General features: G+C 69.7%; 21 protein-coding genes, 1 rRNA gene and 1 riboswitch. Of the genes, 15 read left to right on the forward strand and 7 right to left on the reverse strand.

The annotated features are described in order from the left end of the window. From rrf to ACIRB1_RS37460, 11 genes are all read left to right on the forward strand, one after another. Positions 1 to 95 (forward strand): 5S ribosomal RNA (rrf, locus tag ACIRB1_RS37410); the annotation flags it as partial. A 109-nt stretch (positions 96 to 204) separates the two neighbouring features. Next, positions 205 to 813: a CDP-alcohol phosphatidyltransferase family protein gene (locus ACIRB1_RS37415; protein WP_352179594.1), complete on the forward strand. Its 609-nt coding sequence runs from the start codon at positions 205 to 207 to the stop codon at positions 811 to 813. Between the two features lie 115 nt (positions 814 to 928). Further along, positions 929 to 3424 (forward strand): mannose-1-phosphate guanyltransferase, encoded by a 2496-nt coding sequence (locus ACIRB1_RS37420; protein WP_352179593.1) that lies wholly within the window; start codon positions 929 to 931, stop codon positions 3422 to 3424. Between the two features lie 167 nt (positions 3425 to 3591). Then, positions 3592 to 4428, forward strand: coding sequence for a DUF881 domain-containing protein (locus ACIRB1_RS37425; RefSeq protein ID WP_403468665.1), 837 nt, complete (start codon positions 3592 to 3594; stop codon positions 4426 to 4428). Beyond that, complete coding sequence (locus ACIRB1_RS37430; RefSeq protein ID WP_019059351.1) at positions 4425 to 4757, forward strand: small basic family protein; 333 nt, start codon at positions 4425 to 4427, stop codon at positions 4755 to 4757. The genes ACIRB1_RS37425 and ACIRB1_RS37430 overlap by 4 nt, the downstream gene beginning before the upstream one ends. Positions 4758 to 4762: 5 nt before the next feature. Continuing rightward, positions 4763 to 5599, forward strand: a complete 837-nt coding sequence (locus ACIRB1_RS37435) for a DUF881 domain-containing protein (protein WP_403468666.1) — start codon at positions 4763 to 4765, stop codon at positions 5597 to 5599. Positions 5600 to 5660: 61 nt separating this feature from the next. Further along, positions 5661 to 6542 (forward strand): FHA domain-containing protein, encoded by an 882-nt coding sequence (locus ACIRB1_RS37440; protein ID WP_329556005.1) that lies wholly within the window; start codon positions 5661 to 5663, stop codon positions 6540 to 6542. 43 nt (positions 6543 to 6585) lie between these two features. Beyond that, positions 6586 to 7323: a MerR family transcriptional regulator gene (locus tag ACIRB1_RS37445; protein WP_352179592.1), complete on the forward strand. Its 738-nt coding sequence runs from the start codon at positions 6586 to 6588 to the stop codon at positions 7321 to 7323. 85 nt (positions 7324 to 7408) lie between these two features. Beyond that, a complete protein-coding gene (locus ACIRB1_RS37450) occupies positions 7409 to 7882 on the forward strand; it encodes a bifunctional nuclease family protein (protein WP_006123076.1) in 474 nt (157 codons plus the stop codon). A gap of 215 nt (positions 7883 to 8097) precedes the next feature. Beyond that, positions 8098 to 8742, forward strand: a complete 645-nt coding sequence (locus ACIRB1_RS37455; RefSeq protein ID WP_403468667.1) for a MerR family transcriptional regulator — start codon at positions 8098 to 8100, stop codon at positions 8740 to 8742. A gap of 56 nt (positions 8743 to 8798) precedes the next feature. Then, a complete protein-coding gene (locus ACIRB1_RS37460; RefSeq protein WP_403468668.1) occupies positions 8799 to 10490 on the forward strand; it encodes a DNA polymerase IV in 1692 nt (563 codons plus the stop codon). On the opposite strand, the gene ACIRB1_RS37465 is transcribed toward ACIRB1_RS37460, so the two are convergent. Next, complete coding sequence (locus tag ACIRB1_RS37465) at positions 10412 to 10783, reverse strand: PRC-barrel domain-containing protein (RefSeq protein ID WP_352179590.1); 372 nt, start codon at positions 10781 to 10783, stop codon at positions 10412 to 10414. The two genes, ACIRB1_RS37460 and ACIRB1_RS37465, sit on opposite strands and share 79 nt — an antisense overlap. Before the next feature lie 114 nt (positions 10784 to 10897). After that, a riboswitch (glycine riboswitch) is annotated at positions 10898 to 10993 on the forward strand. Between the two features lie 181 nt (positions 10994 to 11174). Between ACIRB1_RS37465 and gcvP the strand changes: the two genes are divergently transcribed. Then, entirely contained in the window at positions 11175 to 14060 is a 2886-nt protein-coding gene (gene gcvP, locus ACIRB1_RS37470; protein ID WP_403468669.1) for an aminomethyl-transferring glycine dehydrogenase, read from the forward strand. A gap of 109 nt (positions 14061 to 14169) precedes the next feature. Here gcvP and ACIRB1_RS37475 read toward each other — a convergent pair whose 3' ends face one another. The 3 genes from ACIRB1_RS37475 to modA are packed head-to-tail and all read right to left on the reverse strand — an operon-like array spanning position 14170 to position 16974. Continuing rightward, positions 14170 to 15249 carry an ABC transporter ATP-binding protein gene (locus ACIRB1_RS37475; RefSeq protein ID WP_403468670.1) on the reverse strand — a complete coding sequence of 360 codons (1080 nt, stop codon included), beginning with the start codon at positions 15247 to 15249 and terminating at the stop codon, positions 14170 to 14172. Positions 15250 to 15298: 49 nt separating this feature from the next. Next, entirely contained in the window at positions 15299 to 16156 is an 858-nt protein-coding gene (locus tag ACIRB1_RS37480) for an ABC transporter permease (protein WP_403468671.1), read from the reverse strand. Further along, the gene (modA, locus tag ACIRB1_RS37485) at positions 16153 to 16974 is read right to left on the reverse strand and encodes a molybdate ABC transporter substrate-binding protein (protein ID WP_403468672.1); all 822 of its coding nucleotides are present in this window, start codon (positions 16972 to 16974) and stop codon (positions 16153 to 16155) included. The genes ACIRB1_RS37480 and modA overlap by 4 nt, the downstream gene beginning before the upstream one ends. Before the next feature lie 423 nt (positions 16975 to 17397). Between modA and ACIRB1_RS37490 the strand changes: the two genes are divergently transcribed. Both ACIRB1_RS37490 and ACIRB1_RS37495 read left to right on the forward strand, forming a co-directional pair. Further along, the gene (locus ACIRB1_RS37490; protein ID WP_403468673.1) at positions 17398 to 18333 is read left to right on the forward strand and encodes a LysR substrate-binding domain-containing protein; all 936 of its coding nucleotides are present in this window, start codon (positions 17398 to 17400) and stop codon (positions 18331 to 18333) included. A gap of 101 nt (positions 18334 to 18434) precedes the next feature. Beyond that, a complete protein-coding gene (locus tag ACIRB1_RS37495; RefSeq protein ID WP_352179584.1) occupies positions 18435 to 19595 on the forward strand; it encodes an NAD-dependent formate dehydrogenase in 1161 nt (386 codons plus the stop codon). Between the two features lie 30 nt (positions 19596 to 19625). Here the strand turns inward: ACIRB1_RS37495 and ACIRB1_RS37500 are convergent, their stop codons facing one another. Next, positions 19626 to 20021 (reverse strand): molybdopterin-binding protein, encoded by a 396-nt coding sequence (locus ACIRB1_RS37500; RefSeq protein ID WP_328832740.1) that lies wholly within the window; start codon positions 20019 to 20021, stop codon positions 19626 to 19628. Between the two features lie 98 nt (positions 20022 to 20119). Between ACIRB1_RS37500 and ACIRB1_RS37505 the strand changes: the two genes are divergently transcribed. Then, positions 20120 to 20683, forward strand: a complete 564-nt coding sequence (locus ACIRB1_RS37505) for a DUF1707 domain-containing protein (RefSeq protein ID WP_403468674.1) — start codon at positions 20120 to 20122, stop codon at positions 20681 to 20683. A 3-nt stretch (positions 20684 to 20686) separates the two neighbouring features. Here the strand turns inward: ACIRB1_RS37505 and ACIRB1_RS37510 are convergent, their stop codons facing one another. Beyond that, on the reverse strand, positions 20687 to 21208 hold the full coding sequence (locus tag ACIRB1_RS37510; protein ID WP_352179582.1) for a hypothetical protein: 522 nt from the start codon (positions 21206 to 21208) through the stop codon (positions 20687 to 20689). A gap of 150 nt (positions 21209 to 21358) precedes the next feature. Next, positions 21359 to 23314 (reverse strand): amino acid transporter, encoded by a 1956-nt coding sequence (locus ACIRB1_RS37515; RefSeq protein WP_403468675.1) that lies wholly within the window; start codon positions 23312 to 23314, stop codon positions 21359 to 21361. Positions 23315 to 23527: the final 213 nt, after the last annotated feature.

The following is a 23527-nucleotide window of genomic DNA, read 5'->3' on the forward strand; positions in this document are numbered from 1 at the left end:
AAACGCCCGGTTACATTCCGAACCCGGAAGCTAAGCCTTACAGCGCCGATGGTACTGCAGGGGGGACCCTGTGGGAGAGTAGGACGCCGCCGAACTCCTTTTAGAGCTCTGGCTCTTGGGCATGCAGCCCAAGAGCCAGAGCTTTTTTGCGTTGGGGTAAGGTTCGGGAGAATCATCGGCACGTTTTCCCACAGGAGGCCCCGGGTGGAGGTCCAGGAGACCCGCGTCCAGACAGACCGGGTGCTCACCATCCCGAACATCCTCAGCATGGCGCGCCTGGTCGGCGTACCCATCTTCCTGTGGTTGATCCTCAGGCCCGAGTTCGGCGGCCCCAAGAGCGACGGCTGGGCGCTTCTGGTGCTGATGCTGAGCGGGATCAGCGACTACCTGGACGGCAAGCTCGCGCGACGCTGGAACCAGATCAGCAGCCTCGGCCGACTTCTTGATCCCGCCGCGGACCGGCTCTACATTCTCTCGACTCTCGTCGGGCTCACCTGGCGCGAGATTCTGCCAATCTGGTTGACCGCCGTGCTGCTGGCGCGTGAACTGGTCCTGCTGGTGGTGGTGGCCGTCCTCAGGCGGCACGGCTATCCGCCGCTGCAGGTGAACTTCCTCGGCAAGGCCGCCACCTTCAACCTGATGTACGCCTTCCCGTTGCTGCTGCTCAGTGACGGAAGTGGATGGCTGCCCTCACTCGCAGCGATTTTCGGATGGGCGTTCGCAGGATGGGGTACAACGCTCTATTGGTGGGCAGGAGTCCTGTACGTGGTACAAGTCCGCCGCCTACTGCGTGCGGACGCCATGGCCGACTGACCTTGCCGATTGGGGCGGTAACAGTCGCTCGATGGCCCGTTGCGCAAAAGTGCGGGACAATCTGGACTGGTGAAGTCGGCTAGACCGTCGTCTCGCAGAGGAGGACGCTTCCGACATGAAGGCCGTAGTGATGGCCGGAGGCGAAGGCACGCGCCTTCGCCCCATGACCTCAAGCATGCCCAAGCCGCTGTTGCCCGTGGTCAATCGACCGATCATGGAGCACGTGCTCAGGCTGCTCAAAAGGCATGGGCTCAATGAGACCGTAGTCACCGTGCAGTTCCTGGCCTCGCTGGTCAAGAACTACTTCGGCGACGGCGAAGAGCTCGGGATGGAGCTCTCGTATGCCAATGAGGAGAAGCCACTCGGTACCGCCGGAAGCGTCAAGAACGCTGAAGAGGCGTTGAAGGACGATGCCTTCCTCGTCATCTCCGGTGATGCCCTGACCGACTTCGACCTCACCGAACTGATCAACTTCCACAAGGAGAAAGGCGCCCTGGTCACTGTCTGTCTGACCCGTGTGCCCAATCCGCTGGAATTCGGCATCACCATCGTCGACGAAGAGGGAAAGGTCGAGCGGTTCCTCGAGAAGCCGACCTGGGGTCAGGTCTTCTCTGACACCGTGAACACGGGCATCTACGTGATGGAGCCCGAAGTCTTCGACTACGTCGAGGCCGATGTTCCCGTCGACTGGTCCGGCGATGTCTTCCCCCAGCTGATGAAGGAAGGCAAGCCGGTCTACGGCTTTATCGCCGAGGGCTACTGGGAGGACGTCGGCACTCACGAGAGCTATGTGAAGGCGCAGGCCGATGTCCTGGAGGGCAAGGTCGACGTCGAGATCGACGGCTTCGAGCTGTCGCCCGGCGTGTGGGTGGCCGAGGGTGCCGAGGTGCACCCGGACGCGGTTCTCCGCGGGCCGCTGTACATCGGTGACTACGCCAAGGTCGAGGCCGGTGCCGAAATCCGCGAGCACACGGTCATCGGCTCCAACGTCGTCGTGAAGTCCGGGGCCTTTCTGCACCGGGCCGTCGTGCACGACAACGTGTACGTCGGCCAGCACAGCAATCTGCGGGGCTGCGTCGTCGGAAAGAACACCGACATCATGCGTGCCGCGCGGATCGAGGACGGCGCCGTCATCGGTGACGAGTGCTTGATCGGTGAAGAATCGATCGTGCAGGGCAATGTGCGGGTCTACCCGTTCAAGACGATCGAAGCCGGCGCCTTCGTCAACACGTCCGTGATCTGGGAGTCCAGAGGGCAGGCGCATCTCTTCGGCGCGCGCGGTGTCTCCGGAATCCTGAATGTTGAGATCACACCGGAACTGGCCGTCCGCCTCGCCGGTGCCTACGCCACGACGCTCAAGAAGGGGTCCACGGTCACCACGGCCCGCGACCACTCCCGAGGCGCCCGAGCGCTCAAGCGTGCGGTGATCTCCGCTCTCCAGACGAGCGCCATCGACGTACGGGACCTGGAGAACGTGCCGCTGCCCGTGGCGCGGCAACAGACCGCGCGGGGCAGTGCCGGCGGGATCATGATCCGGACCACACCCGGTGTGCCGGACTCAGTCGACATCATGTTCTTCGACAGTGAGGGCGCCGACCTCTCGCAGGGGAGCCAGCGCAAGCTGGACCGGGTGTTCGCCCGGCAGGAGTACCGGCGTGCGTTCCCCGGTGAGATCGGGGACCTGCACTTCCCGGCCAGCGTCTTCGACTCGTACACCGGGTCTCTGCTGCGGAACGTCGACACGACCGGGATCGCCGAATCCGGCCTGAAGGTCGTGGTGGACGCGTCGAACGGCAGTGCCGGGCTCGTGCTGCCCAGCCTGCTGGGCAAGCTCGGTGTGGACTCGCTGACGATCAACCCCGGTCTCGACGAGTCCAGGCCGACGGAGACCGCGGACACACGGCGGTCGGGGCTGGTGCGGCTCGGCGAGATCGTGGCCTCCGCGCGGGCCGCGTTCGGAGTGCGGTTCGACCCTGTCGGTGAGCGGCTGTCGCTCGTCGACGAGAAGGGGCGGATCGTCGAGGACGACCGGGCCCTGCTCGTGATGCTCGACCTGGTGGCCGCGGAGCGGCGCAGCGGGCGGGTGGCGCTTCCGGTGACCACCACGAGGATCGCCGAGCAGGTGGCGGCGTATCACGGGACCCAGGTCGAGTGGACGACGACCTCGCCGGACGACCTGACCAGGGTCGGGCGGGACGAGACGACCATCTTCGGCGGGGACGGCAAGGCCGGGTTCATCATCCCGGAGTTCAGCAGTGTCTTCGACGGCGCGGCGGCCTTCGTACGGCTCATCGGGCTCGTGGCGCGGACGCAGTTGACGCTGAGCCAGATCGACGCCCGGATTCCGCGGGCGCATGTCCTCAAGCGGGACCTGGCGACTCCCTGGGCCGTCAAGGGACTTGTGATGCGGCGGGTCGTCGAGGCGGCCGGCGATCGCTTTGTCGACACGACGGACGGTGTGCGGGTCGTCGAGACCGACGGGCGCTGGGTGATGGTGCTGCCCGACCCCGCCGAGGCGGTCACGCATTTGTGGGCCGAAGGGCCCGACGACGCCTCCGCGCAGGCCCTGTTGGACGAGTGGTCGGCGGTCGTGGACAGCGCCGGACGGTAAAACACGGAGCACGCGCGCGTGCCGGACATGTGTCCCCAAGGGGGCCTGTCCGGCACGCCGGTGGGGCCATTCGGAGGTACAGGCCACCACGTGCGACGATGTGCGGCATGCCGCAGCAGCCCCCCGTTCGGAGCACACCCACGCGCCCTTCGCGGCCGGACGCGTCCATGTCGCTGCTCACCAACGTCATGGACCACAGCCTCGACGACGGTTACGCCGAGGCCGCCGCCCGGAAGAAGGCCGCGGGCGCGAGTGGCATGCCGAAGACCCTCCGGGCGAAGCTCGGTCTCGCCGCCGGCCTGGTGTTGGCGGCGCTTGTCGTGACCGTAGGTGCGGCACAGGCGCGGGTGGCCGCCCCCGTGGTGGCCAAGGAGCGCCAGGAGCTGATCGACCGTATCGACAAGGAGACCAAGTCGGCGGACAAGCTGGAGGGCTCCGTCGACACGCTCCGGGACGATGTGAGCGCGCGGCAGCGGGCGGCCCTGAAGACGAGCGGCGGCAGCGGGCAGGCCGACCTGGTGAGCATGCTCTCCGGCGCCACCGCGGTACACGGCCCCGGTGTGCGGCTCGTCGTCAACGACGCGAAGGAAGCCAGCAGCGGCGGCGGCGACAACCCGCGTGAGACCGCGGACTTCTCCGACACCGGCCGGGTGCGCGACCGTGACATGCAGCGCGTCGTGAACGGACTGTGGGCCGCGGGTGCCGAGGCCGTCTCCATCAACGGACAGCGGCTGACGGCGCTCTCCGCGATCAGGGCCGCGGGCAACGCGATACTGGTCGACAACAAGCCGCTGGTGCCGCCCTACACAGTGCTCGCGGTGGGGGACGGCCAACGGCTGAGCAGCAGATTCCAGAACGGTGCCGACGGGCTGTATCTGCACGCCCTGGAGGACACCTACGGCATCAGGGCGACCATCGCCGTGGAGAGCGATCTCCGGCTGCCCGCCGCGCCGAGTGTGATCGTACGTACAGCACAGCCGAGAACTGAGAAGGGCACATCGTGATCGCCGTACTGGGCCTCATCGTGGGAGTGGTGGCCGGAATCCTGGTCCGGCCTGAGGTGCCGGTGGTGGTGGAGCCCTATCTGCCCATCGCCGTGGTCGCGGCGCTGGACGCCGTCTTCGGTGGGCTGCGGGCCATGCTCGACGGGATCTTCGACGACAAGGTCTTCGTGGTGTCGTTCCTGTCGAACGTGGTCGTGGCCGCCCTGATCGTGTTCCTGGGCGACAAGCTGGGCGTCGGCGCCCAGCTGTCGACGGGTGTCGTGGTCGTGCTCGGCATCCGGATCTTCTCCAACGCCGCGGCCATCCGCCGGCACGTCTTCCGGGCGTGACGCCGATGAGCCACGAAGACGAGCGGCCCGAACACCGGCTGCGCAGGGAACTGCCCGAGGAGGTGGCGGCGTCCGCTCCATCGGAGGCGCCGGTTCCGGGGGAGCGGGCCACGTCCGGGGTGACCGGTCGGCAGCGGCTCGTGCAGGGGCTGTGGCCGCCGCGCGTGAGCCGGGCCCAACTCATCGTCGCCGTGCTGCTGTTCGGCCTCGGTTTCGGGCTGGCCGTGCAGGTCGCGTCCAACAGCAACAGCGACAGCGCGCTCCGCGGAGCACGGCAGGAAGATCTTGTTCGCATTCTCGATGAACTGGATGACCGTACTCAGCGTCTTGAGGACGAGAAGCAGGGTCTGCAGAAACAGCGCGACGAGCTGGAGAACAGCTCCGACCAGGCCGAGGAGGCCCGCAAGCAGACGGCCGAGAAGGAGAAACAACTCGGCATTCTGGCGGGCACCGTGGCCGCGCAGGGACCCGGCATCACGATGACCATCGACGACACGAAGGGAACGGTCCAGGCGGACATGCTGCTCGACGCGGTCCAGGAGCTGCGCGCGGCCGGCGCGGAGGCGATCCAGGTGAACGGTGTGCGGGTCGTGGCCAACACGTATCTGTCGGACTCCGGCAAGAGCGTGAGCGTCGACGGGAACAAGATCAACGCTCCGTATCGTTTCAAGGTCATCGGCAAGCCGCAGGACCTCGAACCGGCGCTCAACATCCCTGGAGGCGTGGTGCAGACTCTCGAGAAGGAGCAGGCCACCGTTACCGTCGGGCGGTCGGCCAAGATCGTCGTGGATGCCTTGCGGGCCGCGAAGCAGCCTGACTACGCTCGGTCGTCCTCCCAGTGAACCGGGGGTGCATGGGGACCGTCCGGCGAGGGCATGAGGTTGCGGGGGGTCGACGCACCGATTGGGTGGTGCGTGGTGGAAACTGTCAGGTGGATACGGACGTTGTGAGGATGTCCGGGTCAACCGGTGTGTTCAATCAGGGTTCGTCCTGCCCCACGGGCGGGTCTGTTTCGGTCAAGGGGAATCGCCCGTGAAGTTGTTTGCGAAGTTGTTCGGCAAGAGTGCGAAAGAGGGCAGCGACAATCAGACCGCTCGCCACCGCGCCCAACCGGACGCAGAAGGCCAGCGCCCGCTGTTCCGTGACCAGGTCGCGGGCCAGGGCGCGTCGTCGGTTGACCCTGCGCAGTCCGGCGACATAGGTTTCGGGCAACCGTCAACCTCAAGTACGGGTGGAGGGTTTTCCCCTATGTCGGCCCTGGTGTGTACGAGGTGCGGTAACCGCAACGCGGAGAACAGCCGCTTCTGTTCCAACTGTGGTGCGCCGCTGCGGCCCGGCGCGACCCCGGAGCGTCCGTCCGAGACGACCTCCACGATCTCCATCTCCGGTCTTGAGGCCTACGACGCCGAAGTGACCGGGCAGACGCAGATGCCCACGCTCTCCCCGGAGGCGCAGGCCGCCGTCGACGCCCTGCCGTTGGGCTCGGCGCTGCTGGTGGTCCGTCGCGGGCCGAACTCGGGCAGCCGCTTCCTGCTGGACGGCGAGCTGACCACGGCCGGCCGTCATCCGCAGAGCGACATCTTCCTGGACGACGTGACGGTCTCGCGCCGGCATGTGGAGTTCCGGCGCTCTCCTGACGGTTCGTTCACGGTCGCCGACGTCGGCAGCCTCAACGGCACGTATGTGAACCGCGAGCGCATCGACTCGGTCTCGCTGGCGAACGGTGACGAGGTGCAGATCGGCAAGTACCGGCTGGTGTTCTACGCGAGCCAGCGGGGTTACTGACCCTCCCTCGGACTGGGTCCGGGGGATTCCCCCAGGAAGGTCCATGCTTCAAACACCGAGCGGCGGTGCCGGACACGGTACCGCCGCCGCGGACACTGGCCTGATGAGCATCGGCACGGTGCTGACCGTGCTGCGCGACGAGTTCCCCGAAGTCACCATCTCCAAGATCCGGTTCCTGGAGTCGGAGGGCCTCATCGAGCCGCAGCGGACTCCCTCCGGGTACCGCAAGTTCAGCCCCGCCGACGTCGAGCGCCTGGGCCATGTCCTGAGGATGCAGCGGGACCACTATCTGCCGCTCAAGGTGATCCGTGAGCACCTCGACGCCATGGCGCGCGGTGAGGCGGCTCCGCTGCCCACCGTGGGGCGTCAGCGGGACGGCGAAGCCGCCCTGGAGCCCGTCGAGGGGCCCACCGCGGCCCGGATCGGCCGGGCCGAGCTGATGGCCGCCGCCGGGATCGGCGAGCAGGAGCTCCAGGAGTGGGAGTCGTACGGACTCATCGCCCCGCTGCCGGACGGGGTGTACGACGCGGAGGCCGTCACCGTGGCCGGACTTGTCCTCGAACTCGGGCGGTTCGGGATCGAGCCGAGGCATCTGCGCGCGATGAAGGCCGCCGCCGACCGTGAGGCCGGCCTCGTCGACCAGGTGGTGGCCCCGCTCAAGCGCCACCGCAATCCGCAGACCAGGGCCCATGCGGAGGCCCGTACGAAGGAGCTGGCCGGGCTCACGGTGAAGCTGCACGCGGCCCTGGTGCAGACCGCGCTGGGCGTGCGTCTGCCCTGAGACGGGCGGCTTTGCGGCTGCCTGATCGGTCACCCGTTCTCGGCCCGACTACCCAAACGTCCCGGGCACGGCCTAGGGTTGCTGTGTGAACGAGCTCGATGTCGTAGGTGTCCGGGTCGAAATGCCCTCCAACCAACCGATCGTGCTCCTGCGTGAAGTGGGAGGCGACCGCTACCTCCCCATCTGGATCGGGCCCGGGGAGGCGACGGCGATCGCCTTCGCGCAGCAGGGCATGGCCCCCGCAAGGCCGCTGACCCACGACCTGTTCAAGGACGTGCTGGAGGCCGTCGGCCAGGAGCTGACCGAAGTACGCATCACGGATCTGCGGGAGGGCGTCTTCTACGCGGAGCTGGTCTTCGCCAGCGGCGTCGAGGTGAGCGCCCGCCCGTCCGACGCCATAGCGCTTGCCCTGCGCACCGGGACGCCGATCTACGGCAGTGACGGTGTGCTCGACGACGCGGGCATCGCGATCCCGGACGAGCAGGAGGACGAGGTGGAGAAGTTCCGCGAGTTCCTCGACCAGATCTCGCCCGAGGACTTCGGCACCAACAGCCAGTGAGGGCGAGGCCGGCGGGAAAATGCTGGCATTTGCCACCGGCGTGTGAGTGCGTCCTGCGGCCCTGCGCGAGCGCATTCGGCTAGCCTTTCCCCGCGGTGGGACACGGGAAACCACTCCTTGGGTGATTATCACTCGGCGTGCCGAGTGTGGCGATCGTTGACGCACCCCTGGTGACTGCCTACCGTCGAGAAGGCAGGTCAAGGACGGAGGTCGGCGTGAGAAGCAGCGGCGACGGTACGGCTGGGGGTGCCCCGGAACGCAGTTTCGGGGACAGAGGCCCGTACCCGCTTCACGGCAGTACGGCCGATCGCATTCCGCAGCGGCCGGCGGCAGTGCCGAGCAGCGGAGGGGCGACGTCCATGGCGTCCGAGGAGATCGGCTACCGGGGCCCTACGGCCTGTGCGGCGGCCAGCATCACCTATCGGCAACTGGACTACTGGGCGCGCACCGGGCTTGTCGAGCCCAGCGTGCGGCCCGCACACGGGTCGGGGACGCAGCGGCTCTACAGCTTCCGGGACGTCGTCGTCCTGAAGATCGTCAAGCGGTTCCTGGACACGGGGGTGTCGCTGCAGAACATCCGCAGCGCCGTCCTGCACCTCAGGGAGTGCGGCTTTCGCGATCTGGAGCGCATGACGCTCATGAGCGACGGCGCCACGGTCTACGAGTGCACCTCGCCGGACGAGGTCCACGCGCTGCTCCAGGGCGGCCAGGGCGTCTTCGGCATCGCCGTGGGGGTCGTGTGGCGGGACGTCGAGAGCGCCCTGTCGCAGCTGCACGGGGAGCGCGTCGACACCGGCGAGACACTCGTCGGGTCCAACCCCGCGGACGAGCTGGCCAGGCGGCGCAACCGGGCCGTCTGAGGGCCGGCGGGAGCCGTGGCGGGGCATTGTCAGTGGCGTAGGGCAGCATCGGAGATGTGAGAACCGCGCCCACGATCCTGCATCTCGACATGGATGCCTTCTTCGCCTCGGCGGAGCAGGCGTCCAAGCCGAGCCTGCGCGGGAAGGCCGTCGTGGTGGGCGGGCTCGGGCCGCGCGGGGTGGTGGCCACCGCGTCGTACGAGGCGCGGGTCTTCGGGGTGCATTCGGCTATGCCCATGGCCCAGGCGCGGCGGCTCGCGCCGAACGCCGCGTATCTCGTGCCGCGCTTCGGGTTCTACCGGTCGATCAGCGAGCAGGTGATGGGGCTGCTGCGGGCGCTGTCGCCCTTGGTGGAGCCGCTGAGCCTGGACGAGGCGTTCGTGGACCTGGAGGCCGGGGGAGCGGCCTGGGACGCCGAGTCCGCGCGGCTGACGGGGGAGCGGCTGCGGGCGGACATACGGGCGGTCACGGGGCTCACCGGGTCGGTGGGACTCGCCGCCTCCAAGATGATCGCGAAGATCGCCTCCGAGCGCGCCAAGCCCGACGGGCTGGTGATGATCGAGCCGGGGACCGAGCGGGCGTTGCTGGGACCGCTGTCGGTGCGCACGCTGCCGGGGGTCGGGCCTGCGACCGGTGATCATCTGCGGCGAGCCGGGATCACCACGGTCGACGAGATCGCCGAGGCGGGCGAGGACGAGCTCGTACGGCTGGTGGGCAAGGCGCACGGGCACGGGCTGTACGCGATGGCGCTCGCGCACGACGAGCGGCCCGTGGTGGCCGAGCGGGAGACCAAGTCCGTGTCGGTCGAGGACACGTACGACGTGGATATCCACGACCGGACCAGGGTCGGCCTTGAGGTGCAGCGGCTCGCCGACCGGTGCGTACGGCGGCTGCGGGCGGCCGGCCTGTCGGGGCGGACCATCGTGCTGAAGGTGCGGCGGTACGACTTCTCGACGCTGACCCGGTCCGAGACGCTGCGCGGGCCCACCGACGACCCGGGGGTGGTGCGGGAGGCGGCGGCCCGGCTGCTGGACTCCGTGGACACCACGGGCGGGGTGCGGCTGCTCGGGGTGGGTGTCTCCGGGCTGGCCGACTACACGCAGGAGGACCTGTTCGCGCAGGCGGCCGGGGAGCAGGTCGATCCCCTGGAGGAGGAGCACACGGAGGCGCCGGGCGAGGAGCCGGCGGCCCCCGTGGAGCGGCGCTGGCCCGCGGGGCACGATGTGCGCCACGCCGGGTTCGGGCACGGGTGGGTGCAGGGGAGCGGGCTGGGGCGGGTCACCGTGCGGTTTGAGACGCCGGAGGATCAGGGGCCGGGGAGGGTGCGGACGTTCCGGACGGATGATCCGGAGCTGGAGCCGGCTGAACCGTTGCCGTTGGTGACGCGGGAAGGGGAGGGGGTGGCGGCCGGGGCCGTGTCGATGCCGTATCCGTCGGCGGCGCGCGGAGGCGGGGAGCGGTCGGCCGAGTCGCCACCCTCGGTGGAGCCCAGCCCTGGCATCACCGAGGCCGAGCCGCTCTCCGGACCCGGCAGCACGGACGCGCGGCCCACCGGCATCGCGCCGGACGGTCCGACGCACTCGACGGCACCGGACGCTCATGCCCCGCCCGCCGCGTCGGCGACCCCGGGAAGCCGAAGACCCGGCGACGACCCGTCCGCCGGGCTGCCTCAGCTGTCGTCCGAGCCCGCCAGCTTGCCGAAGTCGTGGTCCGGGAGGGACGGAGGCGGGGCCACGTCGAGGCCGTAGTGGTGGTAGAGCTGGAGTTCCTGGTCGGGGGAGAGGTGGCGGCCGACGCCGAAGTCGGGGGCGTCCTTGATCAGGGAGCGGTCGAAGGGGATGTGGAGCGAGCCCTCGATCAGTTCGCTGGGCTCCAGCGGGACGAAGGCGTCCCTGGAGAACAAGCCCGTGCGTATGGCCGCCCACTCCGGTGCGCCGGTCGCGTCGTCGAGGTAGACCTCGTCGATCGTGCCGATCTTGGCGCCGGTGCGGTCGAACGCCTTGCGGCCGATCAGGTTGCGCGGATCGATATCGGTCTGCACGGGCCCTCCTCCTGGTCGCAACTCATTCGTAGACACTACAAAAGAGCACATTCAGGCCGGTGGCCACTCGAAAGCCGGGCTCTAGTGCTCGCTGGTAGGCTGGCCAGCGGCTGCTGACCCCGTGCGGGAGAGTCCTCCAGACTTCATCGGAGGCGCCGAAGGAGCAACTCCTCCCCGGAATCTCTCAGGCTCACGTACCGCACGGACGAGGTCACTCTGGAAAGCAGGGCGGGTGCCGACGACGGCTCCCGCTCTCACCGACGGTGAAAGCCGGGCACCTTCGGGATGCCCGGTGAAGCTCTCAGGTTGAGATGACAGAGGGGGAGGCCGTCCGGGCACCCCACCGCCGTGGTGTCCCTCGAAGGTCGTGTCTGACCAGGAGGCCTCCGTAATGACCGTCCCTCGCATTCCGCTCTCCGAGCTCGAACAGGGCATTCCGTTCGAGCAGCGTCACATCGGGCCCGACCAGGAGGCGCGGGCCAAGATGCTCGCGCAGGTCGGCTACGGCTCGCTCGACGAGCTCACCGCCGCCGCGGTCCCGGACGTGATCAAGAACGCCGACTCCCTCGACCTGCCGGGCGCCCGCACCGAGGCCGAGGTGCTGGCCGAGCTGCGCTCCCTCGCGGACCGCAACGAGGTCCTCGGGTCCATGATCGGGCTCGGGTACTACGGGACCTTCACCCCGCCGGTGATCCTGCGCAACGTGATGGAGAACCCGGCCTGGTACACCGCGTACACGCCGTATCAGCCGGAGATCTCCCAAGGGCGGCTCGAGGCGCTCCTGAACTTCCAGACGATGGTCGCCGACCTGACCGGGCTGCCGACCTCCGGTGCCTCCCTGCTCGACGAGGGCACCGCCGCCGCCGAGGCCGTCGCCCTGTCGCGGCGCATGGGCAAGAACAAGAAGGGCCTCTTCCTGGTCGACGCGGACGCGCTGCCGCAGACCATCGCCGTGATCGAGACCCGGGCCGAGCCGGCCGGTGTCGAGGTCGTCGTCGCCGACCTCAGCGAGGGCATCCCGGCCGAGATCGCCGAGCGCGAGATCAACGGCGTGCTCGTGCAGTACCCGGGCGCCTCCGGAGCCGTACGCGACATCAAGCCGCTGATCGAGCAGGCGCACGCACTCGGGGCGCTCGTCACCGTCGCCGCCGATCTGCTCGCGCTGACGCTGCTGAAGTCGCCGGGTGAGCTGGGGGCGGACATCGCGGTCGGTACGACGCAGCGGTTCGGGGTGCCGATGGGCTTCGGCGGGCCGCACGCCGGATACATGGCCGTGCACGAGAAGTTCGCGCGCAGCCTGCCCGGCCGGCTCGTCGGCGTCTCCGTCGACGCCGACGGACACAAGGCCTACCGCCTCGCGCTCCAGACCCGCGAGCAGCACATCCGCCGTGAGAAGGCCACCAGCAACATCTGCACCGCTCAGGTGCTTCTCGCCGTCATGGCCGGGATGTACGCCGTCTACCACGGGCCCGAGGGGCTGAGGGGCATCGCGCGGCGGACGCATCGCTACGCCACGATCCTGGCCGCCGGTCTCACCGCGGGCGGTGTCGAGGTCGTGCACGGTGGCTACTTCGACACGCTGACCGCGCGGGTTCCGGGCCGGGCCGCCGAGGTCGTCGCCGCCGCTCGCGAGGACGGGGTCAATCTGCGTCTCGTGGACGCCGACCAGGTGTCCATCGCCTGTGACGAGACCACCACGCGCGACCAACTGGCCGCCGTATGGACCGCGTTCGGGGTCGACGGGGACGTCGAGACGCTGGACGGGTCCGCCGAGGACACGCTGCCGGAGGGGCTGCTGCGGACCGACGCGTACCTCACGCACCCCGTGTTCCGGGACCACCGTTCCGAGACCGCGATGCTGCGGTATCTGCGGCGGCTCGCCGACCGGGACTACGCGCTCGACCGGGGCATGATCCCGCTGGGCTCCTGCACGATGAAGCTCAACGCGACCACCGAGATGGAGCCGGTGACCTGGCCCGAGTTCGGGCAGCTGCACCCCTTCGCGCCCGCCGAGCAGGCGCAGGGATACCTCACGCTCATCCGGGAGCTGGAGGAGCGGCTCGCCGAGGTCACCGGGTACGACAAGGTGTCCTTGCAGCCGAATGCCGGTTCCCAGGGCGAGTTGGCCGGGCTGCTCGCCGTTCGCGGGTATCACCGGGCCAACGGTGACGAGCAGCGCACTGTCTGCCTCATCCCGTCGTCCGCGCACGGCACCAATGCCGCGAGTGCCGTGATGGCCGGGATGAAGGTCGTCGTCGTGAAGACCGCGGAGGACGGTGAGATCGACGTCGAGGATCTGCGGGCGAAGATCGAGCAGTACCGCGACGAGCTCTCCGTGCTGATGATCACGTACCCGTCCACGCACGGGGTGTTCGAGGAGCACGTTGCCGACATCTGCGCGCAGGTCCATGAGGCCGGCGGGCAGGTCTACGTCGACGGCGCCAACCTCAACGCCCTTGTGGGGCTTGCCAAGCCGGGGCACTTCGGTGGGGACGTCTCGCATCTGAATCTGCACAAGACCTTCTGTATTCCGCACGGCGGCGGCGGCCCCGGGGTCGGGCCGGTGGGTGTGCGGGCGCATCTGGCGCCGTATCTGCCGAACCATCCCTTGCAGCCCGCGGCCGGGCCGGAGACGGGAGTGGGTCCGATCTCGGCGGCTCCCTGGGGCTCCGCCGGGATTCTGCCGATCTCCTGGGCCTACGTCCGGCTCATGGGCGGGGAGGGGCTGAAGCGGGCCACGCAGGTGGCGGTGCTCAGCGCCAACTACATCGCCAAGCGGCTTGAGCCGCACTACCCGGTGCTCTACACCGGGCCCGGCGGGCTCGTCGCGCACGAGTGCATCATCGATCTGCGGCCGATCAGCAAGGCGACCGGCGTCAGTGTCGACGACATCGCCAAGCGGCTCATCGACTACGGGTTCCACGCGCCGACCATGTCGTTCCCGGTGGCCGGGACGTTGATGATCGAGCCGACCGAGTCCGAGGACCTGATCGAGCTGGATCGGTTCTGCGAGGCGATGATCGCCATTCGTGGGGAGATCGAGAAGGTCGGGGCGGGGGAGTGGCCGGGCGAGGACAACCCGCTGCGGAACGCTCCGCACACCGCGGCCGCGCTCGGTGGGGAGTGGGAGCACGCGTACACGCGCGAGGAGGCGGTGTTCCCGGCGGGGGTTTCCGTCGCCGACAAGTACTGGCCGCCGGTGCGTCGGATCGACCAGGCTTTCGGTGACCGGAACCTGGTGTGCTCGTGCCCGCCGTTGGACGCGTACGAGGACTGAGCGCTCCGCCGGTAGGCCGTACGTCGGGCGCGGCTGTGTCGAGGCTGGTCGCGCCCTGCGGCGGAGCCGCGGATCGATGCAGCCCGCGCGCCTTATGACGCGCCATGGTTCAGGCCGGATACGCGTGGGTCTGGGTTGCCTTCACCGTCGCCCAGACCGACGCCCCCTGATGCAGGTCCAGTTCGGCCGCCGCGACCGTCGTCAGGTCGGCGGTCAGGGGGAGTTCGCCGGTCAGGTCGGCGCGGATCTGGTCGCCGTGGGATTCCAGGCCCGCTACCTCGCAGTGCCAGAGGTTGCGGGCGCTGATGTCGGTGGGGCGGGTGCGGAAGAGGGTGACTCCGCTGGGCGGGAAGGCCACGAAAGCCTCGCCCTGGAGGTCCTCGGTCGTGGTGATCGTGGGGCCCTCCTCCAGCGTCACGATGTGACCGTCCGCCTGGCCCTTGTAGAGGTTGAGGCCCACCAGTTGGGCGATGTAGTCCGTGCGCGGGTGGCGGGCGATGTCGGCGGGGTTGCCCTCCTGGACGATCGTGCCCTGTTCGATCACCACCAGGCGGTCGGCCAGCACCATGGCGTCCAGGGGGTTGTGGGTGACCAGGACGGCTACCGCCTCGAACTCGGCCAGGTGGCGGCGGAGTTGGGCCCGTACGTCCAGCCGGGTGCGGGCGTCCAGGGCGGCGAGGGGCTCGTCCAGGAGGAGCAGGCGCGGGCGGGTCGCCAACGCCCTTGCCACGGCCACGCGTTGGGCCTGGCCGCCGGAGAGCCGGCGGGGCTTGGCGGCCGCGTGCTCGGCGAGGCCCATCCTGTCCAGCCACTCCGCGGCCACCGCGCGGGACTCCGCCTTGGTCGCGCCCTGGCAGCGGGGGCCGAAGCCGACGTTGTCCAGTGCGCTGAGGTGGGGGAAGAGCAGGTAGTCCTGGAAGACGACTCCCACCGGGCGGGACTCCGGTGGCGTGCGGTCCAACTCCGTTCCGTCCAGCCGCAGATGACCGTCCGTCAGGCGGGTCAGGCCCGCGAGTGCGCGGAGCGCCGTGGTCTTGCCCGCGCCGTTCGGGCCGAGCAGGGCCACGACGTCTCCGGGGGCGGCCGTCAGCTCCACGTCCAGGCGGAACGTGCCGCGGTCCACGACGAGGTGGGCGTCCAGGCCCTGGGCGCCGGGGAGTTCGGGGTCGTAGGGCTCGGGGTCGGTCATGACGGGCACGTCCAGGGGGCCGATGTGCGGGCGGTCGCGGGGGAGTTGGTCATGACGTGGTCATCCAGCGGTCCCGCAGGGCCGCCAGGACCGCGATCGAGACGGCCAGCAGGACCAGGCTCAGGGCGACGGCCGCCTCGGGGTCGTTCTGGAGGGCCAGGTAGACCGCCAGGGGCATGGTCTGGGTGCGGCCGGGGAAGTTGCCGGCGAAGGTGATCGTCGCGCCGAACTCGCCCAGGGCGCGGGCCCAGGCGAGGACCGCGCCCGCCGCGATGCCCGGGGCGATCAGGGGGAGCGTGACCCGGCGGAACGCGGTGAAGCGGGAGGCGCCGAGGGTCTGGGCGGCCTCCTCGTAGCGGGGGTCGGCGGCGCGCAGGGTGCCCTCGACGCTGATGACCAGGAACGGCATCGCCACGAACGTCTCCGCGACCACGACGCCGGCCGTGGTGAAGGGCAGGGTGATGCCGAACCAGGAGTCCAGCCACTGGCCCACGACGCCGTTGCGGCCGAGGGCCAACAGGAGCGCCACGCCTCCCACCACCGGGGGCAGGACCAGCGGGAGGGTCACCAGGGCGCGGAGGAGGCCTCGGCCGGGGAACTCCGCGCGGGCCAGGACCCAGGCCAGCGGGACGCCCAGGACCAGGCTCACGGCCGTCGCCGCCGTCGCGCTGAACAGGGACAGCTGGAGCGCCTGCCAGACCTCGGTGCTGGTCAGCTGGGACGGGAGGGAGCGCCAAGGGGCCCGTACCAGAAGGGCGATCAGCGGGAGGAGAAGGAACGCCAGCCCCACGAGCGCGGGCAGCAGGAGGGGGAGCGGCACTCCCCGCCCCGTCATCCGGACGCGGCGACGCCGCGGGCCGCCCTTGAGGGTCTCGGCCGCGGCGTCGGAGGTGTCGGTCAGGGTCACGGCTTGAGGAAGCCCGCGGCGGACAGCACCTTCTGGCCCTCGGCGGACCGCACCAGCGCGATGAACGCCTTGGCGGCGACCGTGTTCGGCGCGTTCTTCAGGAGGACGATCGGGTAGTCGTTGACGGCGTCGGCGGACTCGGGGAACTCCACGCCCTCCACCTTGCTGCCGGCCGCGTGCACATCGGTCTTGTAGACGACCGCGGCGTCGGCCTCCTTCAGCACCACCTTGTTGAGCGCGGACTTGACGTCCGCCTCGTACGACACCGGGGTGAGCTTCAACTTGCTTGCGGTGAGCGCCTTTTGGGCCGCCGCGCCGCACGGCACCGTCTTGTCGCAGAGCACGACCTTCAGCGAGGACTTCGTGAGGTCCTTCAGAGAGGTCACCTTGTCGGGGTTGCCCGGCAGGGTGGCGATCTCCAGCTGGTTGCGGACGAACGTGGCCGGCGTGCCGACGCCGTCGCCCTTGTCCGTCACGATCGCCATGGTCTTGGGGCTCGCGGCGGCGAACACATCGGCCGGGGCGCCGCCCGTGATGCCGGCCGCGAGGGAGTCGCTGCCGCCGAAGTTGAAGGTGACCTTGGTGCCCGGGTGCGCCTTCTCGAACTCCTTGCCCAGGGTCGTGAACGACTCCTGGAGCGAGGCGGCGGCGAACACGGTGACGGTGCCGGACATCTTCGGGGACGCGGAGGCCGAGGAGTCGGACTTCGAGGAGGACGAGTCGTCGCTGGAGGAGCAGGCGCTCAGGGCCAGCAGCGCGGCGGCTCCCGCACCGGCCACCTGCATGGTCCGGCGGGTCCGACGCGCGGAACGGGTCATCACGGTTCTACTCCTCTGATTCTGCCGATAAGGGATCGTCGCGCCCTTGCCCGGCCGCAATGGCCGTGCCGCGATGATACTGCCGCATTTGCAAGGTGTAAGTCTCCTGTCACATCGCATGAGCTGTGCTATCGGCTTGAGGAGCGCGCATGTGCGTTTGTACGGGAGGGCTGTACCGGGTGCGGGTCAGCTTCGAGTGCACCACCAGCGGCACCCAGGTGCACCCCTTCGAAGGGCCTCGTCTCTACGACGTCCTGTCCTCGGCGGGTCCCGGCTTCGACCCTGTCCGCCGCAAGGACAGGCTGCGCTTCCACCGCGCCGCGCTCCCGACGCGGACGTTCTCGAAGAGGGTCGACGACCCGTGGCAGCCCTGTTGTGCCGGACGGAGAGCGCCTAACCTGCACGTTCCAGGGGAGGTTGGGCATGTTGCTGCGTCAGCTGGAGTATCTGGTCGCGCTGGCCCGTGAGCGGCACTTCGCGCGTGCGGCGGCGGCCTGCTACGTCTCGCAGCCCTCGCTGTCGGCCGCGATCCGGCGCCTGGAGCACGAGTTGGACGTCCCGATCGTGCGGCGCGGCCGACGGTACGAGGGGCTGACCCCGGAGGGCGAGGTCGTGCTCGCCTGGGCGCACCGCATCCTGGCCGAACAGGACGCGCTGCACCAGGAGTTGTCCGCGCTGCGGGGCGGACTGACCGGCACGCTGCGCCTCGGCGTGGTGCCGACCGCGCTGCCCGCCGCCTCTCTCCTCACCACCCCGTTCTGCGAGCGGCACCCCCGGGCCAGGGTCGCCCTGGAGTCGCTCGCGTCCGTCGACATCACCCATGGGCTCGCCGAGTTCGAGCTCGACGCGGCGATGACCTACCTGGACGACGACACGCTCCGCAACGTCCGCCGCCTCCCGCTCTACGAGGAGCGGTACGTCCTGCTGACACCGGTCGACGGGCCGCTCGGCGGTGTCCCCAGGGCGAGTTGGGCCCAGGCCGCCACCCTTCCGCTCTGCCTCCTCAACCCACGGATGCGCAACCGCCGCATCATCGACGAGTGCTTCGCCGCCGAGGGCGCGACGGCCTCCCCGGCGGTCGAGTCGGACAGCGTCGCCGGGCTCTACACCCTGCTGCCGGGCGGCCGTTGGTCGAGCGTGATCTCCCATGCCTGGCTGCACATGTTCGACGTGCCGGACGGCATGCGGGTCGTACCGCTGAACGGGCCCGCGCACGGTCCCCGGGTCGGACTGGTCGTCGCCCGCAGCGAACCCCAATCGGTGCTGGCGGACGCGCTGTTGAAGGTGGCCAGGGGGGCGGGAGTACGGGACGCGCTCGACGCGCTCCTGCACACCTACCTGGGTGACGGCCGCTCATAGAAGCGGGCTATCCAGGCATAGCGAGGTTCGCTTTGACCACGGCGATTCACCCCGAGGATCGTGAAGTCCACCTTCCGACAACGGAGTTGAGGAGCCGCGACATGGCCAAGGTTCTCTGTGTCCTGTACGACGACCCCACCGACGGTTACCCGACCTCGTACGCCCGTGACGACCTGCCCGTGATCGACCACTACCCGGGCGGCCAGACCACCCCGACCCCCGAGGGCGTCGACTTCACCCCGGGCCATCTCCTCGGCAGTGTCTCCGGCGAACTCGGCCTGCGTGCCTACCTGGAGGCGGCCGGGCACACCCTCGTCGTCACCTCCGACAAGGACGGCGAGGGCTCGGTCTTCGACCGGGAACTGGTCGACGCCGACATCGTGATCTCGCAGCCGTTCTGGCCCGCGTACCTCACCCCGGAGCGGATCGCCGCCGCCAGGAACCTCAAGCTGGCGGTCACCGCCGGCATCGGCTCCGACCACGTCGACCTCGACGCGGCGATCTCGCACGGCGTGACGGTCGCCGAGGTGACGTACTGCAACAGCATCAGCGTCGCCGAACACGTCGTGATGATGACGCTGTCCCTGGTGCGCAACTACCTGCCGTCCCACCAGGTGGTGCTCGACGGCGGCTGGAACATCGCGGACTGCGTGGCCCGTTCGTACGACCTCGAAGGCATGCACGTCGGGACGGTCGCCGCCGGGCGGATCGGGCTCGCGGTGCTGCGGCGGCTCGCGCCCTTCGACGTCAAGCTGCACTACACCGACCGGCACCGGCTTTCCGGGGACGTGGAGCGGGAGTTGGGGCTGACCTGGCACGAGAGCGCCGAGGACATGGTGCCGCACTGCGACGTCGTGACGATCAACGCGCCGTTGCACCCCGAGACGGAGGGGCTGTTCGGCGACAAGCTGCTGGAGCGGATGAAGCGCGGCGCGTACCTCATCAACACCGCGCGGGCGAAGATCGTGGACCGGGACGCGGTCGACCGGGCCCTGCGCAGTGGGCAGTTGGCGGGATACGCGGGCGACGTGTGGTTCCCGCAGCCCGCTCCGGCGGACCATCCGTGGCGCACGATGCCGCACCACGGGATGACCCCGCACATCTCGGGTTCGTCGCTGTCCGCGCAGGCGCGGTACGCGGCGGGCACGCGGGAGATCCTGGAGGCGTTCTTCGCGGGGCGGCCGATCCGCGACGAGTATCTGATCGTGGACGGCGGGGCGCTCGCGGGGACCGGCGCCCACTCCTACTCGGTCACCACGTGACCCGGTGACGGACGGGGGCCGCCGCACGCCTCACACGCGGTCGATGTGCACGTTCGTCGACTTCACCCGTGCGGTGGCCTCCATGCCGACCTCCAGGCCGAGTTCCTCGACGGCCTCGCGGGTCAGCAGGGAGACGAGGCGGTGCGGGCCCGCCTGGATCTCGACCTGGGCCGCCACGTCGCCGAGCTTGATCGCGGTGACGATGCCGGGGAACGCGTTGCGCACCGAGGTGTACGAGGTGTCCTCCTCGACGCCGCCCGCCTTGGCCAGCGCCACGGAGAACGCGGCCAGGTCGACGCCGTTGATGAGCCGGCGCCCGCCCTCGTCGCGGTGGGTCGTCACCCGGCCCGCGTCCGCCCACCGGCGCGCGGTGTCCGGACTCACGCCGAGCAGCCGCGCCGCCTGGCCGATTGTGTAGGACTGCATAGGCGTCACCCTAGGGCCAGAAACGCAAGGCGGTGGACGGGGGGCCGCCCCTGGGGTATAACGCGATATAACGTCAGTCCATCGATCGGGGTGAGGGCATGTCGGGTGAGCTGATGGGCACGACCGAGTTGCGGGCCTCCCATGCGGACCGGGACCGCGTCGTGGACGTGCTGACCGGCGCGGCCGGCGACGGAAGACTCACCGCCGAGGAACTCGACGAGCGGGTGGAGGCGGCCCTGTCCGCCCGCACCCTCGGGGAGTTGGCGGTCCTGACGGCCGACCTGCCGGTGCCTGCCGGCGCGGTCGCGGCCGAGGTCAAGGACGTCGCCCGCATCGAGCAGCGCGGCGGTTCCGCGCGACGCGGCGACGGCTGGGTGGTGCCGCGCCGGCTGGAGATCGTCTCGCACCTCGGTGACGTGACACTGGACTTCACCCAGGCGGTGATCACCGAGGACACCCTGCGCATCGACCTGGACATGCACCTGGGCAAGCTGGTCCTGCTGATCCGGCCGGGCATCGTCGTCGACACCGACTCCCTGGTGACCGGCTACGGAAAGATCAAGACACGGGGCCCCGCCGACCCGGGGGTCCCCGTCGACCTGCGGATCGAGATCGCCGGAGAGCTGGGGTTCGGGAAGGTCCTGGTGCGCCGGAAGCGCTGACGGTCAGGAGATCCCCGACGCCCTGAGGACCGAGCGGGCGGTCTCGTCGTCGATCAGCCGACCCAGGTGACGCAGGACATCGGTGCCCTGGCGCAGCGTGCCGCGCTCCATCGAGTGCCTCATGCCCGCGTCCAGCTCGTGCCAGAGCAGCGGGTTGGCGACCAGGACGCGGGGGTCCAGTTCGAGCCACTGTCCGTGCGTGTCCCGCAGCAGCAGGCGCGCGGAGACATCGCCGTACTGCCGTACGACGGTCAGCGCGTCCGTGTGCACCGTGCGCCGCAGCAGCGGGCTGTCCACGGCGAGCCAGCCGGGGCCCGCGGTGACGCGATGCGGGAGCAGGACGGCGAGGAGCGTGACCGACAGGGCGAACCACAGCAGTGCGCGGGTCAGGGTGAGGGTTCCGGCTTCCCCGTCGACCACCAGGGTCATGACGAGGAAGCCGAGCGCGCAGCCCGTCGCCAGCCGCGCGTCGCCACGCCAGTGGCGGTCGCCTGCCGGGTCCGGTGGGAGGGTGCTGTGCCGCATGAGGCCGACGGTAGGCCGCCCCGAGCGCGGTGCGCGGGCCGCTGACGGGGCTCTTACACACCGGGGCCCGATTTTGTCGCGGCTCTTACGGTGACGTCCGCCCGGGCGGTTCCGGAGGGGCGGCCGGTGTGCGCGGGCGGGGTGTGCCGGTCAGCCGGTGTGCACGCGCGGGCGGCGGGCGCGGTCCGGTTCCGCCTCGCGGAGGACCTCACGGGTGACCGGGGCGACCTCGCCCTGGCCGAAGAGGAAGAAGCGGAGGAAGTTGGCGAAGGGGTTGCCCTCGGTCCACTCGAAGTACATGTGCGGGATGCGGCCCGTCGCGTCGCGGACGCTGAGCATCAGCGCGGCCAGGGCGTTGGGGATGGAGGACGACTCCAGGGTCAGCACGCGGTAGCGGCCGTGCAGGACCTCGCCGCGCACGGTCAGGCCCGCCTCGAACTCGGAGGCGTCGAGGACCGTCACCTCGACGAACACGAAGTCCTCGCCGGGGATGTCGTTGTCGTTGCGGATCTGCTCGATCTTCTCGCGGTACTCGACCTTGTCGCGGCGGTCGGGCTCGTTGGCGACGAAGCGGATCTTCCGGCTGGCCATGTCACGGATGAATCGTTCCGCCATGGGGTCCAACTGCACGCTCGTCACGCGGAGTTCGAAGGCGCGGGCCAGCCGGGACAGCAGGGAGACCAGGATGATGCCGGCGATGAAGCAGGCGCCGATCTTCACACCGTCGGGGCGTTCGATGACGTTCACGACGGTGACGTAGAGAAGGACCGCGGAGACGACGCCGAAGACGACGGTCCAGTTGCGCTGCTGGGCGCGGCGGGCCGCGATGGTCACCGCGATCGCCGCCGAGGACATGAGGACGAGGACGCCGGTGGCGTAGGCGCCGCCCTGCGCGTCGACGCTGGCGTCGAAGATCCAGGTGACCAGGAACGCGATCAGGGTGAAGACGATCACCATCGGGCGGACCGCGCGGGCCCAGTGCGGGGCCATGCCGTAGCGGGGGAGGTAGCGCGGCATCAGGTTCAGGAGACCGGCCATCGCGGAGGCGCCGGCGAACCAGAGGATCGCGATGGTCGACAGGTCGTAGACCGTGCCGAAGCCGTTGCCCAGGTACTCGTGCGCGAGATAGGCCAGCGCGCGGCCGTTGGCCTGGCCGCCCGCCTTGAACTCGTTCTCCGGGATCAGCACCGTGGTGATGAAGCTGGTCGCGATCAGGAACACGCTCATGATGAGCGCGGCGGTCGTCAGCAGCTTCTTGGTGTCGCGGATACGGCCCTTGGGGTTGTCGTGGGTGTCGTCCGGGTCGCCCTCGACGTGCGGCATGACGGCCACGCCGGTCTCGAAACCGGACAGGCCCAGCGCCAGCTTCGGGAAGACCAGCAGGGAGACGCCGATCATCGCGAAGACGTTGCCGTGCTCGGTGGTCAGCGCGCTGCTCCAGTCGGTGACCACGTGCCCGTGGGTGACCACGTGCCACAGGCCGACGACCACGACGACGACGTTGAGGCTGAGGTAGGCCGCGACCAGGTACACGGCGACGCCGATCGCCTCCAGGAAGCCCTTGAGGAACACCGCGCCGAGCAGGGCGACCAGGATGAGCGTGATCAGCATCTGCTTGTCGTGCAGGACGCTCGTCAGGTGCGGGTTCTCCACCAGGTGGGTGGAGGCGTCCGCCGCGGACAGGGTGATCGTGATCAGGAAGTCCGTCGCCGCGAACCCGAGCAGGGTCAGGACGAACAGCTTGCCCTTCCAGAACGACAGCAGCCGTTCCAGCATCGCGATGGAGCCCTCGCCGTGGGGGCTCTCCTCGGCGACGCGGCGGTACACGGGGAGGGCGCCGGCGAGGGTGACGACCACGAGCACGATCGTCGCGACGGGGGAGAGCAGGCCGGCGGCCAGGGCGGCGATGCCCGGCTGGTAGCCGAGGGTGGAGAAGTAGTCGACACCGGTCAGGCACATCACGCGCCACCAGCGCTGGCCCTGGTGGGCGTGCTGCTGGGGTTCCGGTGCGGTCTGCGCGACCTGGTGGCTGCCCTTGCCCATGTCGGCCAGGCCCTCCAGCATCCAGGCGCGCAGACGACTGGGAGGGTGTTCGGTCGTGACCATCGGCGTGCTCCTGAGGTGCGGGTCAGCGTGTGGGCTCTGGCCATCACGCGGACGGCGGCACCAGCGTAAGCGGAGAGTGACGCGTGGGCCCATGGATGTGGGGGCGACGGGCGTCAATCTTGCGTTAAGACTGGCCGGGTTCGGGGAGGGGGTGCGTCAGGGAAGGGGGGACGGGGCTGGTTGGGGGTGTGTTGGGCTGTATGGGGCCGTGCG

Source organism: Streptomyces sp. NPDC096013, assembly GCF_044763565.1.
In the GTDB taxonomy this organism is placed as follows: domain Bacteria; phylum Actinomycetota; class Actinomycetes; order Streptomycetales; family Streptomycetaceae; genus Streptomyces.